Origin of the sequence: Brevundimonas sp. (genome assembly GCF_036677305.1) — a bacterium.
Taxonomy (GTDB): domain Bacteria; phylum Pseudomonadota; class Alphaproteobacteria; order Caulobacterales; family Caulobacteraceae; genus Brevundimonas.
Window position 1 is genome coordinate 1 of the sequence record NZ_JAKFEB010000136.1, and the last position, 11,869, is coordinate 11,869.

General features: G+C 69.9%; 14 protein-coding genes. 10 read left to right on the forward strand and 4 right to left on the reverse strand.

The annotated features are described in order from the left end of the window. The first annotated feature begins 138 nt into the window (after positions 1-138). From V6M42_RS07950 to V6M42_RS07975, 6 genes are all read left to right on the forward strand, one after another. On the forward strand, positions 139-3,411 hold the full coding sequence (locus V6M42_RS07950; RefSeq protein ID WP_332678107.1) for a TonB-dependent receptor domain-containing protein: 3,273 nt from the start codon (positions 139-141) through the stop codon (positions 3,409-3,411). Between the two features lie 270 nt (positions 3,412-3,681). Beyond that, on the forward strand, positions 3,682-4,458 hold the full coding sequence (locus tag V6M42_RS07955; RefSeq protein ID WP_332658539.1) for a hypothetical protein: 777 nt from the start codon (positions 3,682-3,684) through the stop codon (positions 4,456-4,458). 67 nt (positions 4,459-4,525) lie between these two features. After that, positions 4,526-5,311: an isocitrate lyase/PEP mutase family protein gene (locus V6M42_RS07960; protein ID WP_332678108.1), complete on the forward strand. Its 786-nt coding sequence runs from the start codon at positions 4,526-4,528 to the stop codon at positions 5,309-5,311. Beyond that, positions 5,308-5,826, forward strand: a complete 519-nt coding sequence (locus V6M42_RS07965; protein WP_332678109.1) for a methylated-DNA--[protein]-cysteine S-methyltransferase — start codon at positions 5,308-5,310, stop codon at positions 5,824-5,826. Before V6M42_RS07960 ends, V6M42_RS07965 begins: the two co-directional genes overlap by 4 nt. Before the next feature lie 160 nt (positions 5,827-5,986). Beyond that, entirely contained in the window at positions 5,987-6,580 is a 594-nt protein-coding gene (locus tag V6M42_RS07970; protein ID WP_332678110.1) for a hypothetical protein, read from the forward strand. Next, complete coding sequence (locus V6M42_RS07975; protein ID WP_332678111.1) at positions 6,573-6,782, forward strand: helix-turn-helix transcriptional regulator; 210 nt, start codon at positions 6,573-6,575, stop codon at positions 6,780-6,782. Before V6M42_RS07970 ends, V6M42_RS07975 begins: the two co-directional genes overlap by 8 nt. Before the next feature lie 32 nt (positions 6,783-6,814). Here V6M42_RS07975 and V6M42_RS07980 read toward each other — a convergent pair whose 3' ends face one another. Then, positions 6,815-7,690, reverse strand: a complete 876-nt coding sequence (locus V6M42_RS07980) for a hypothetical protein (RefSeq protein WP_332678112.1) — start codon at positions 7,688-7,690, stop codon at positions 6,815-6,817. A gap of 113 nt (positions 7,691-7,803) precedes the next feature. Between V6M42_RS07980 and V6M42_RS07985 the strand changes: the two genes are divergently transcribed. Next, positions 7,804-8,625, forward strand: a complete 822-nt coding sequence (locus V6M42_RS07985) for a sulfite exporter TauE/SafE family protein (protein WP_332678113.1) — start codon at positions 7,804-7,806, stop codon at positions 8,623-8,625. A gap of 156 nt (positions 8,626-8,781) precedes the next feature. On the opposite strand, the gene V6M42_RS07990 is transcribed toward V6M42_RS07985, so the two are convergent. Then, positions 8,782-9,291 carry a retropepsin-like aspartic protease family protein gene (locus V6M42_RS07990; protein ID WP_332678114.1) on the reverse strand — a complete coding sequence of 170 codons (510 nt, stop codon included), beginning with the start codon at positions 9,289-9,291 and terminating at the stop codon, positions 8,782-8,784. A 115-nt stretch (positions 9,292-9,406) separates the two neighbouring features. Beyond that, a complete protein-coding gene (locus V6M42_RS07995; protein WP_332678115.1) occupies positions 9,407-9,637 on the reverse strand; it encodes a DUF1289 domain-containing protein in 231 nt (76 codons plus the stop codon). Positions 9,638-9,792: 155 nt separating this feature from the next. Between V6M42_RS07995 and V6M42_RS08000 the strand changes: the two genes are divergently transcribed. The 3 genes from V6M42_RS08000 to V6M42_RS08010 all read left to right on the forward strand — a co-directional run bounded on the left by V6M42_RS08000 (position 9,793) and on the right by V6M42_RS08010 (position 11,246). Next, positions 9,793-9,948, forward strand: a complete 156-nt coding sequence (locus V6M42_RS08000) for a hypothetical protein (protein WP_200943669.1) — start codon at positions 9,793-9,795, stop codon at positions 9,946-9,948. 130 nt (positions 9,949-10,078) lie between these two features. Continuing rightward, the gene (locus V6M42_RS08005; protein WP_332678116.1) at positions 10,079-10,405 is read left to right on the forward strand and encodes a hypothetical protein; all 327 of its coding nucleotides are present in this window, start codon (positions 10,079-10,081) and stop codon (positions 10,403-10,405) included. A 37-nt stretch (positions 10,406-10,442) separates the two neighbouring features. Beyond that, a complete protein-coding gene (locus V6M42_RS08010) occupies positions 10,443-11,246 on the forward strand; it encodes a crotonase/enoyl-CoA hydratase family protein (RefSeq protein ID WP_332678117.1) in 804 nt (267 codons plus the stop codon). Here V6M42_RS08010 and V6M42_RS08015 read toward each other — a convergent pair. Further along, on the reverse strand, positions 11,233-11,869 hold a 637-nt coding region (locus tag V6M42_RS08015), incomplete at its 5' end, for a hypothetical protein (RefSeq protein ID WP_332678118.1). The genes V6M42_RS08010 and V6M42_RS08015 overlap by 14 nt on opposite strands.

Sequence of the window (11,869 nt, forward strand, 5' to 3'; positions counted from 1 at the left end):
CTCTACCAAGCTGGACTGTGTTGGCCGCAACACGCCTGTGTCAATCCTGTGGCCATAGCGTGTCTATTGGGTTGCAAATCCCTTCCGGGCGCGGGACTGCTGGCTTCACTGTAACGGTGAACCTTCCACGGGATACACATGCGCACCAAGCCCTTCCTGATGACTTCCTCCCTGCTCGCCGGCCTTTCGGCGCTGACCCTCGCGGCCGCCATGCCCGCGGTCGCCAGCGCCCAGACGGCCCCTGCCCAGGACCCCGACGCCTCCGATCTGGGCGATGTGGTGGTCACGGGTTCGCGCATCCGCCGGGATCCGACCAATTCGCCGACGCCCCTGATCCAGATCGGCCAGGAGGAGCTGCAACAGTCCGGCGAGGTCAATGTCATCGACTTCCTGGCCGACATCCCGGCCCTGTCGACCTCGGTCGTGCCGGAAGACACCACCGGCTCCAACCTGAACGACGGCGGTCTGTCGCTGCTGAGCCTGCGCGCCCTGGGCGCGGTGCGGACGCTGACCCTGGTCGACGGACGCCGCCACGTCGGTTCGAGCCCCGGCACGCTGTCGGTGGACGTGGACACCATTCCGCGCCTGCTGGTGAACAACGTCGAGGTCGTGACCGGCGGCAACGCGGCCGTGTACGGCGCGGACGCCGTGACCGGCGTGGTCAACTTCGTCCTCAAGAAGGATTTCGAGGGCCTCGAGATCGACGCCTCGATCGCCGAGATCAACGACGACCACCAGCTGAGCGAACGCCTGTCGGTCCTGTGGGGCGACAACCTGCTGGACGACCGGATGAACGTCTATGTCTCGGGCGAATTCCAGCGCAACGATGAAGTGCTGGACACCGACATCGACTGGAAGCGCGAGTCGTGGGGCCTGCTGGCCAATGACACCGATCCGTCGTCCGCCCCCAGCGACGGCGTGCCGGACCTGATCCTGGTCCGCGACCTGCGGACCTATATCCGCGGCACCAATTTCGGCGGGGTGACCATCCTGTCGACCGGCGTGCGGCCCAGCCCCGCCAGCGACCCCGACGTTCCGTTCCAGACCTGCTCGGCGACCACCTTCTCGGCCAACTGCTTCTCGCTGGCGCCGTCGAACCGTCTCGACAACGGTTTCCTGTTTGACGACACCGGCATGTCCCAGCCGGTCCCCTTCGGCTCGATCCGGCAAGGCGCAGGCTTCACCCGGAACTCGAGCAACGGCGGCAAGGGCATGGTGCAGAACACCGAGCAGGCCCAGGGCAGCCGCCTGCCGGAATCGACCAACTACCGCTTCCAGACCGGCTTCAACTTCGACGTGACGGACAGCATCGAGATCTTCGGTGAGGCCAAATACGTCGAGGAAGAAACCTTCGACGCCGGCCAGCGGGTGTTCCACGACTTCAACATCCGCCAGTTCGCCCCGGGCACCGTCGGCGCCATCACCGCCACCTCGGCGTTCGAGATCGGCCTCGACAACGCCTATCTGCCGGCCAACGTCCGCACGGCGATCCAGAACAACCGCCGCGACATCTTCAACGCGGCCGGGACGGTGACGGGCAACGTCGCGGACCCGCGCGCCCAGCACAAGCTGTACGGACCGGAGCGGACCCAGACCAACAACCGCGACCTGCAGCGCTATGTGCTCGGCGTGCGCGGCGACGCGGGCGACCTGGGCTTCTATCGCAACGTGACCTGGGAAGCCGGCTACACCTACGGCGAGATGAACAACTCCAACGAAGAGCTGGGCGTCGACATCGTTCGCTACCAGGCGGCCGCCGATGCGGTGGTCGACACCGCCGGCATCGTCAACGGCCGGCCGGGCGAAATCGTCTGCCGCGTGCAGCTGCTGGACGCCCAGGGCATCGCCATTCCGGACGCCGTCCTGGGCGGCGTCACCTATTCCCGCCAGGGCGCGGTCATCGACGATTGCTCGCCGGTGCGCGTGTTCGGAGCGGGCGGTTTCACCGAGGAAGGCCTGGACTATCTGCAGGCCGCGATCACCGTCACCGACCAGAACAAGCAACACGACTTCCTGGCCTTCACCACCGGCGACCTGTGGGACTTCTGGGGAGCCGGCCCGATCGGCGTCGCCCTGGGCTATGAGTACCGCAAGGAAATCACCAGCGGCGTGGGCCGCGACGCCGATACCGCCGGCCGCCTCCTGTTCCTGAACACGGGACCGGACTTCGCCGAGGCCAGCTACGACACCAACGACTATTTCGCCGAACTGAGGCTGCCGCTCTTCAGCGACACCTTCCTGGGCTCGTCGGAAATCAGCGGCGCCTATCGCGTCTCGGACTACTCGCACGTCGGCAAGCAGGACACCTACAGCGCCCAGTTCCAGTGGCGGCCCACGGACCAGTTCCTGTTCCGGGCCACGACCGCCACGGCGATCCGGGTTCCGAACCTGTCCGAGACCAACGAGCCCTACGGCCAGACCTTCGCCAACGGCTTCTCCGATCCCTGCAGCGCGACGGTCATCAACAACCTCGCCGACCGGACGATCGCCAACAACCGCATCGCCAACTGTGCGGCCCTGGCCACGGCCGCCGGCCTGACCTTCACCTTCAGCGATCCGTCGGCGGCCAACGCCTATCTGCCGAACTACGGCAGCGGCTCCGTCCCGGGCCTGGCGGGGGGCAACCCGTTCCTGCAGCCGGAAACGTCCGAGAGCTTCACCATCGGCGGGGTCTGGACGCCCGACTACCTGATCCCGAACCTCTCGATCGTCCTGGACTACTATGACATCGAGATCAGCGACGCGATCGCCTCGGTGACGGCGCAGGCCGCGGCCAACCAGTGCGTCAGCGGCGACCAGGTGAACACCGGCGCCTGCGCCACCATCACCCGCAACCCGGGCACCTTCCTGGTCAGCAGCTTCATCCAGGGGTCGCTGAACTACGCCGCGCTGACGGCCAAGGGCGTGGACTTCACCGCGCGCTATGGCTTCGATCTGCCGTCATGGGCCGGGCTCAACTGGGGCCGCCTCAGCCACGCCGTGCGCGGCAACTGGCTGATCGAGCAGCATGATTTCGTCAACATCGCCGATCCGACGGATTCCTCCGACTTCGAGGACACCGTGGGCATGCCGCGCGTGCGTTTCCTGTCCACGGTCACCTGGGAGCCTACGGACACCCTGGCCTTCACCTGGGACTGGGACTGGCAGGCCAGCCAGGAGATCGAGGACATCGACACGATCGGCTACGGCAATTTCGATCGCTACGAGACGCTGGACTACCTCGAGACCGGCGACTTCTCCCAGCATGACTTCTCGGTCCGCTGGAACATGCGTGAGGACACCGTGGTGCGGGCCGGCGTGGTCAACGCGTTCGACGCAGAGCCGGCGCGCTGGCTCGGCAATACGACGGCGGACAATTTCGACCTGTTCGGCCGTCGCTTCTTCCTGAGCCTGAACTACCGGCCGTTCTAAAGGCCTGACGGGGCATCCCGGGGCGGCGCGAGCCGCTCCCGGGATGCCGCTCCGTCCACCCTGCCCTCCCGGCCCTGAAAGGCCCGGCCGCAGCCTCCGCGTCCCGATACGCGACGCGGCGCAGCCCTCTTCCCAACCCCATCGTAACGCCGCCATGACGCCGGTTCCGCCTCGGGACCGCGATCGCGGATTTGCGTGGTTGCCCCGCCGACGGTCCTCGCCGAAGCTGGCCTCCGAAACGGGAGGGACGGCATGCGGACGGGGACAAGGATGACCGCGCTGGCGCTGGGGCTGATCCAGGCCGCGGCCGCAGGCGGAGCGGGGGCGCAGACGCCGGCGGCGGGGGCGTCGCCGCAACGGCCGCCGCAGGCGCAGTGCGAGGCGGTGCGCGACATCGACTTCCGGGCGCTGGAGCGCGAGCGGGCGCGGCTGCCGGTGGCGACCGGGGCGCCGGTCGTCGACATGCTGGACGTGGTGCGGATTCCCGACTGGGCGGCGCGCCGGCCTCCGGAAGACGCGTCGGTCGTCATCCGCGCGCGAATGCCGCCGGGCGGCGGCCACAGCTCGGACCACCGTTCGGTGGTGTGGCGCGAGGCGGACGGAAGCTGGTGGTTCTGGCGGCACAGCGTCCGCGAGGGACCGCCCGCCCCGCCCCCGTTGCCGCCGAACTACGACAGCAGCTGGACCACCGAGGCCGTCAACGCATGGATGGCCGAACAGCGGGCGGGCCGTACGGACGAGGAGGCCTGGTGGCCGCCGAAGGAAGGCCGGCTGTCCGCCGTCAAGGCGGCCCAGATGGAGGCGGCGTGGAGCGATCCGTGCCGCGCCTGGGATCCCGACTGGTGGCCGCATGAGATCCCGCTGAACCGGCGCATCGACGGGTCGCGTCGCCGGATGTGCGCCCAGGACAGTTCGGCCATCTTCGCCGACATGGCAGAGGCCGGCGGACCGCGCCGACGGGTCGGCGGGGCCTGCAGCAACTCGACGCCGACCTACCGGATGATCGCGAACGCCGCCTATGCCGCCGGAGATTCCGCCCCCCGGTGAGCACGTCCGAAAACCGCCGGACAGGCCGCCGCATCGGAGCGAAATCACGGCTCGAAGGAGATACGCCATGACCGCCTTTCGCGACCTGCACCGTTCCGGACTGCTGATCCTGCCCAACGCCTGGGACGGGGGGTCGGCGGCGCTGATGCGGGCCAGGGGGGCGAAGGCGATCGCCACGACCAGCGCCGGCGTAGCCTGGGCCTTGGGCTGGCCCGACGGCGACGCCCTGCCGGTGGACCGCGTGGTGCAGGTGACGCGCGACGTGGTCCGGGCGGCGCAGGACCTGCCGGTGTCGATCGATTTCGAGGGCGGCTATTCCGACGACCCGGCCGAGGTTGCGAGGCAGGCGAGGCGGCTGGTCGAGGCCGGTGCGGCGGGGATCAATATCGAGGACGGCGGCGGGTCGCCGGAACTGCTGGCGAGCAAGATCGCGGCGATCCGGGCGGCGGCCGGGCCGGACCTGTTCATCAACGCCCGCTGCGACGTGTGGCTGAGGGGGCTGGCGAAGGATGCGCCCGTAGCCGAGGCGGCGCGGCGCGGCGCGATCTATGCGGCGGCGGGGGCGGACGGGCTGTTCACGCCCGGTCTCACGGATGAGGCGGACATAACGGCGATGGTCGGCGCGACGTCCCTGCCGCTGAACCTGCTGGCCTATCCGGGCCTGCCGGGCGCGAGGACGCTGGAGGCGCTGGGCGTGAGACGGCTGAGCGCCGGGTCGGGCATCGTGGGCGCGACATGGGGCCGGGCGGCGGCGCTGACGGAGGCGTTCCTGCTCGACGGGCGGTCCGAGCCGCTGGGCGAGGGCGCGCTGGGCTGGGGCGAGGTCAACGCCCTGATGCCGGCGGTGGGATGAGCCCGCCCGATCGCCTGATCCTGTCCTGGGTCGAGAGCCCGATCGGGCCGCTGGCGATCGCCTGCGACGAGGCCGGGGTCGTGCGCGGCGTCAGCTTCGGAGACGGTCTGATCAAGGCGATGCGGCGCGAATATCCCGGCGCGACCCTGTCGGACGGCGAGACGCCGGCGGCCGTGACGCGCGAACTGGCGGCCTATTTCGAAGGCGACCGCGAGGCGCTGGACCGCGTGCCCTGGTCGCTGGAGGGGGCGGCGTCCGACGGCTTCCAGCCGCGGGTGTGGAAGGCGCTGGCGGATGTGCCTGCGGGCGTGACCATCAGCTACGGCGAGGTGGCGAAGCGCGCAGGCGAACCCGGCGCGGCCCAGGCCGCGGGCGTGGCGCTGAACCGCAATCCCATTCCGCTGATCCTGGCCTGTCATCGCGTGGTCGGCGCGGACGGCTCGCTGACCGGGTTCGGCGGCGGCCTGGAGCGCAAGGGCTGGCTGCTGCGACATGAGGGGGCGTTGCTGATCTGACCCGCTTGACTCGATGTAACCCATAGGTGATATGTAACCCCAAGGTGACAATGCGTTTTGGGGTTGCGAGATGGACGATCAGGAACTGACGAAAGCGGGACGGACGCGGATTTGGAAATTTCGGGCGGCGGTCGCTCTGGCCGTTCTGGGCCTACCGGCGATGATCGCCGGCTTCATGCTCGGACAGGGCCTCGAGGGCGATGCGGCCACGGGCGCCGGAGTGCTGACCGGGGTCGGTTTCAGCTGTGTGCTGGTCGGCGCCGTTTTCGCCTGGAGGCTGCGGCCGGGCGACCGGAGCTGGATGTCCGAAGCGCCGCAGGGCAAGCGCGACCGGCTGCAGGCGCAGCGGTCGAGCCAGCTGTTCATGTTTCCCGCCGTGGCGGTGATCTTTCTGGCGCTGGCCCTGGAGCCCGTCCGCCATGTGATGGAGGGCGAAGGCCGGCTTCGGGACTATCTGTCGATCCTGCTGCCTGTGCTCTACGCGTGGGTAACGGCGGCCATCGCCATGGGCTGGGACCACAACTCCCGACAGAACCGCCGCTTCCTCGAGGATGAACTGACCATCGTCATCCGCGCGCGCGCCATGACGGCGGCCTTCCTGGTGATGATGACCGGGGCCACTGCGGCGTTCGCGCTGTTTCTGGTGCGGCCCGAGTTCGGAGCCATGGGCCTTCTGGCGGCGCTCGCCGCAGGCGGCGGGACCGCCGGCGTCCGCTTCGCATGGCTGGACCGCGAGGCGGGTCAGGATGGGTGATCCGCGCCTCGCCTCACGGCTGAAGGAGGTGCGGACCGCCGCCGGCCTGACCCAGGCCGATCTGGCGGAGCGCGCCGGGGTGTCGCGCAAGACCGTGAACACCGTCGAGAACGGCGTGTTCGTGCCCTCGACCCTGCTGGCGCTGAGCCTCGCGCGGGCGCTGGGCACCAGGGTCGAGGACCTGTTCTGGCTGACGGAATAAAGGGCGCCGGTTTCCCGGCGCCCTGTCCCCGGTTAACGGCTGGCCGCTGAGACCCGGGCTTCCAGTTCGGTCCAGCGGCGGGTCAGGTCGCGCAGCTCCAGCCGCAGGCTCGAGGCCTCGGTGCGGCTGATCGAGCCGTTGCGTTCGCCGGCGGCGATACGGGCCTCGATCTGGGCGCCGCGCGGGTCGGAGCCGTAATTGTCCTCGGGTACATAGCCGCCGTCATAGTTGTCGCCGACGCGACGGTTCAGGTCGGCCCAGCGGGCTTCCAGATCCGAGCGCTCGCGGGCGTCGATGCCGTTGCGCTCGTAGCTGGTTTCCAGCCGCACCAGGGCGTTGAAGTCCGTGCCGAGGCGGTTGGCCTGGCTGCGGGTCAGGGTGCGGTTGCGCACGGCGGCGTCGAGGCGGGAGTTGAACTCTGTCCGGCTCTCCGCCAGCGGACGCCAGTCATCGTAGCCGTCGTCGTATTCGCCCTGCCCGCCGGCCTGATAGCGGGTCGAGAAGGCGCGGTAGCGTTCGGTCAGGTCGGCGCGCTCCTGGGTCGTGACGCGGCCGTCGGCGGTATAGCGCGCCTCGAGGGTGACCAGTTCGTAGTATTCCGAGCTGAGGCTGCTGGCGGCCGAGGAGGAGATGGCGCCCGAGCGGACGTCGGCTTCCAGCCGGCTTTCGAACTGGGCGCGGTTGGTGTTGAGCGGACGGCGTCCGCGGCCCCATTCGCTGTCCAGCGTGGTCGATGTACCGAGACGGTCGCCGAACAGGGCGCCGAGGATGGCGCCGATGGGATCGGTCTGGGTCTGGGTCTGGCCGTAGGGGGCCGAGCCGTAGGGCGTCTGGGCGAAGGCGGCCGAACCGGCCGAGAGCACGAAGGCGCCGGCCGCGAGGGCCGTGAGGGTCTTGATCGATGTCATGGGACTTGTCTTTCCGGCGGTTGCCTGTCGGCGGAAAGAACGGGAGTCGGCGAGGAAGGTTGCGGCCCGCGCGGGACGGTCCCCCCGGGCGCGAGTCAGACTAGACAGGGCGGATGACCCTGCCCCTCGCCGATCTGCTGCTTCTGCTCGCCGCCCTGATCGCGGCGGGGCTGGCCGGGGGAATCGTCGCGGGACTGTTCGGCGTGGGCGGCGGCACGGTTATCGTGCCGGCGGTCTTCTACGCCTTCGAGGTGCTGGGCGTCGGGGGCGAGGGCAATCTGCACACGGCCATCGGGACCTCGCTGCTGACGATCGTGGCGACCAGCTGGCGGTCGCTGCGCGCGCACCGGTCGCACGGGGCGGTGGACGAGGTCGTGCTGAAGACCTGGACCCCGTGGGTCGGCTTCGGGGCGCTGATCGGGGCGGCGGTGGCGGGCGCCACCTCCATGGAGGGGCTGGCCATCGTCTATGGCGTCTGCCTCGCCCTGATCGCGGCGCAGCTGGGGCTGATGCCCGAGCGGTTCACCCTGGCGAAGGACCTTCCGACCGGCTGGGGCCGGCGCGGGCTGGGGAGCGTGATCGGCGGACTGTCGGCGATGATGGGGATCGGCGGCGGCAGCTTCGGCGGGATGATGATGACCCTGTGCGGACGACCGATCCATCAGGCCGTGGCGACGGCGTCAGGGTTCGGCGTGGCCATCGGGACGGCGGCGACCCTCGGGTTCGTGGCGTTCGGCTGGGACGCGGCGGGCCGGCCGCCGCTGTCGCTGGGCTATGTCAACGTCCCCGGGGCCGTCGTCATGGCCGTGCTGACCACGGCGGTGGCGCCGTGGGGCGCGAAACTGGCGCATTCGCTGGACAAGCGGGTCCTGCGCAAGGCGTTCGCGGTCTATCTGCTGGCGACCGCGCTGTCGGTGGCGGTGAAGGCGCTCTGAGCGTCTGGTGGCTGGTGGCTTGGCTGGCGGCTAGTGGCTAGTGGCTAGTGGCTAGTGGCTAGTGATTATCGCATGACTGGCGGCGGAAAGGCGGCGCGGACTGCGCCTGTGCCCAGGCGGCGGCCAGCCACTAGCCACTAGCCACCAGCCACTTTCCTAGGGCCGCAGCGTCAGGCTGGCCGGCGTGGCGGTGAAGGCCGAGAGGCGGCCCAGATAGCTCATGCCCAGCAGGGAGTGCGGCAGGCCGCGCTCGACCACCATGGCCTGGACGCGCTCGACGCGGGCGCCGGCGACGGCGACGGCCTGGAGCTCGACCGGGGCGGCGCGAACCGTACCCGAGGCGGTGACGACGGAGCCCGAGAAGTCCTCGGCGGTGAGCTTGAGACCCAGACGCGCGGCGTCGTCCCGGGTCAGGGCGACCACGCTGGCGCCGGTGTCCACCATGACGCGGACGGCGCGACCCTCGATCAGGGCGTCGGCCCAGTAGTGGCCGTCGAGACCCTTCAGCACCTGGGCCGAGGCGCCCTGGGCGGGCGCGGACGCGGGAACGGGAGTGGCGGCCTGGGCCTGACCGCGCAGGCCGGCCTGGTCCATCCACCACACGGTGGTCAGGGCCGACACGACGGCGGCGGCCATGATGCCGACGGAGGAAAGGTCGAAACGCATGCCTTACTCGTCCTGAAGCGCCGCCTTTGCGACGCCCCGTTCTCCCACACGCCCGTTTGGATGCGGTGAAGGGGGATGGTTTTCGAGGCTTAACGTTTGGGCCGGGCGGGCGAGGTCAGACGGGGCCCAGCAGGGCCGGATCGATGCGCAACCGCCGGGCCGGCAGATCGGCCATCACGGCGGCGCGCTGGTCGTCGCTCAGGCCGCTCCAGCCGCCGATCTCGGACAGGGTGCGGAAACAGCCCAGGCACAGGCTGGATGCGCCGTCGACCACGCACACCTTGACGCAGGGCGTGGCGATGCTGCGCGGCGGGGCCTTTGGGGTTGGGGCGGCGGTCGATGACATCAGTAAGAAATATGTTCCGATAGCGGAGCAAAAATCATTGCAATTTCCACCAGTCAAGGTTACATGGATGCTGACGCGAAACGACTATGACGGTGAGATTCCCGAAAAGCACGACGCGTCTCTTTTCATCGTTCCATCGAAAGGAGACGCCAAGGATGAACGACAGAGACCGCAACCTCCAGCACGCCATGATGTCATTCGCCCTCTGGGGCGGGATGCTGGTCAATACGAAGAACAACAACGGGGCGGGCGATCGCGTGATCAGCCACCCGTCGAACTTCGTACCGATCAAGATCGAGAAGCGCCGCTAGGGCGCTGGGCTCGACCCCTGACAAAAGCCCCGGCCCGCAAGGTCCGGGGCTTTTTCAATTCGTCTGTCGCGTACGGGATACAGGCGTCGGAATGAAATCCGTGCCAGTCTTCTGACGGAGGGGCGCCCATATGCTGAAGCTTGAGGCGACGCTGGTCGCGACGACGGCCGTCCGGCCGTGGCGAAGCGGCTGGTCGCCGGATCACGGGATCGACTTCATCGTCTGGTCGCCGGAGCGACAGGCGATCCCCGCAGCGCCGCCCGAGGCCGGCCGGAGGGTGGCGAGCGAACCTGCGAGCTTCCTCGACGGCGACGACATCGCGCCCGGAACCACGGTCGTAAAGCGCTACGTCAGTCTGGCCGCCGCACGGGCGGCGGAGACGGCGGCCCGTGAGCCCGTCGACCTTCCCCTGACGCGCGCCTGGTGCTCGATGGCGCGGAAAGTGCCCGGCTCCTGACGTTGCGGCGCGGCCGCGCTTGCGGCACAGCGGGTCCATGACCCAGACCCTGATCCGCCGGGAGCGCCGCGCGCACATCGAAATCTGGACGCTGGACCGGCCCGACCGGCTGAACGCCCTGCCCGATCTGGAGGACGGCGAGGCCTTCGCCGCGGCCTGCGAGGCGGTGAACGCGGACGCCGGGGTTCGCTGCGTGGTGCTGACCGGCGCGGGGCGCGCCTTTTCGGCCGGCGGCGACCTGAAGGCGATGAAGGACCGGCGCGACATGTTCGCCGGCAGCGGCGCGGACATTCGCGAACGCTACCGCCGGGTGGTGCACCGGATCGTGCGGTCGCTGTACGGGCTGGAAATTCCGCTGGTGGCGGCGGTGAACGGACCGGCCATGGGGCTGGGCTGCGACATCGCCGGGCTGGCCGACATCCGCATCGCCTCGGAGGCGGCGAGCTTCGGCGTGCCCTTCCTCAAGCTGGGCATACTGCCGGGCGACGGCGGGGCCTGGCTGATGCCGCGCAACGTCGGTTATGCGCGGGCGGCCGAGATGCTGTTTACGGCCCGGGTGCTGGACGCGCGGACGGCGATGGAATGGGGGCTGGTCAGCCGGGTGGTCGCGCCCGAACGGCTGATGGACGAGGCCATGGAGATCGCGGAGGAGATCGCCGCCCGCGCCCCGCAGGCGCTGCGCATGACCAAGGCCCTGCTGCGTCAGGGCCGCGACGCGACCTTCGACCAGATCCTGGAGATGACAGCGTCGATGCAGGCGCTGGCGCATCTGGGCGACGACCATCTGGAAGGCGTGACGGCGGCGCTGGAGAAGCGGCCGGCGGACTTCACGGGGCGCTGACGGGGCGCAGGCCGAAGGTCAGGGCGAACATCACGAGGCAGACGGCGCTGGACGCCGCCAGGGCGAACCCCGGCGAGACGTCGAGGGCGACGGCGTAGGCGGCGGGCGCGGCGGCCTGCAGGTAGCGGGCCGGGGTCAGGATCATGGCCTGGCGCACGGCGTAGCGGTCCGGGCCGAAGACATGCAGCGGCAGGACGCCCGAGGCCACGGACAACAGGCCGTTGCCGCCCCCCTGCCCCACGGCGATCGCGGCGGCGAAGCGCGATCCGCCGACCGCGGCGATCGCTGCGCCCGCGGGATGCAGCAGGGTCCCAAGCCGGGCTGTCGCCACCGGGTGCGAGCGGTGCAGGACGAGCAGATCGAACAGGCGCGCCCCGATGGCGCTGGCCGCCATCAGGCCCGCGGCCCAGGCGGCGCGGTCCAGGCTCATGCCGAGATCAACGAGCAGCCGGGGCAGATGGGCCCCCATGGCGGTCGAGACGAACCATGCGCCGGCGAAAATCCCCGCCATCTGCAACATCCGCCGGTCCCATAGGACCGGAGCGGCCGGGGCTTCGGTGGCGCAGCGGTCCGCGCGGGGGCGTTTCGGCAGCACGGTCAGGCCGAGGGGCAGGCAGATGGCG

Coding starts and splice junctions, on each gene's coding strand:
- V6M42_RS07950 (WP_332678107.1), top strand. CDS start 139: ATGCGCACCAAGCCCTTCCTGATGACTTCCTCCCTGCTCGCCGGCCTT.
- V6M42_RS07955 (WP_332658539.1), top strand. CDS start 3,682: ATGACCGCGCTGGCGCTGGGGCTGATCCAGGCCGCGGCCGCAGGCGGA.
- V6M42_RS07960 (WP_332678108.1), top strand. CDS start 4,526: ATGACCGCCTTTCGCGACCTGCACCGTTCCGGACTGCTGATCCTGCCC.
- V6M42_RS07965 (WP_332678109.1), top strand. CDS start 5,308: ATGAGCCCGCCCGATCGCCTGATCCTGTCCTGGGTCGAGAGCCCGATC.
- V6M42_RS07970 (WP_332678110.1), top strand. CDS start 5,987: ATGATCGCCGGCTTCATGCTCGGACAGGGCCTCGAGGGCGATGCGGCC.
- V6M42_RS07975 (WP_332678111.1), top strand. CDS start 6,573: ATGGGTGATCCGCGCCTCGCCTCACGGCTGAAGGAGGTGCGGACCGCC.
- V6M42_RS07980 (WP_332678112.1), bottom strand. CDS start 7,690: ATGACATCGATCAAGACCCTCACGGCCCTCGCGGCCGGCGCCTTCGTG.
- V6M42_RS07985 (WP_332678113.1), top strand. CDS start 7,804: ATGACCCTGCCCCTCGCCGATCTGCTGCTTCTGCTCGCCGCCCTGATC.
- V6M42_RS07990 (WP_332678114.1), bottom strand. CDS start 9,291: ATGCGTTTCGACCTTTCCTCCGTCGGCATCATGGCCGCCGCCGTCGTG.
- V6M42_RS07995 (WP_332678115.1), bottom strand. CDS start 9,637: ATGTCATCGACCGCCGCCCCAACCCCAAAGGCCCCGCCGCGCAGCATC.
- V6M42_RS08000 (WP_200943669.1), top strand. CDS start 9,793: ATGAACGACAGAGACCGCAACCTCCAGCACGCCATGATGTCATTCGCC.
- V6M42_RS08005 (WP_332678116.1), top strand. CDS start 10,079: ATGCTGAAGCTTGAGGCGACGCTGGTCGCGACGACGGCCGTCCGGCCG.
- V6M42_RS08010 (WP_332678117.1), top strand. CDS start 10,443: ATGACCCAGACCCTGATCCGCCGGGAGCGCCGCGCGCACATCGAAATC.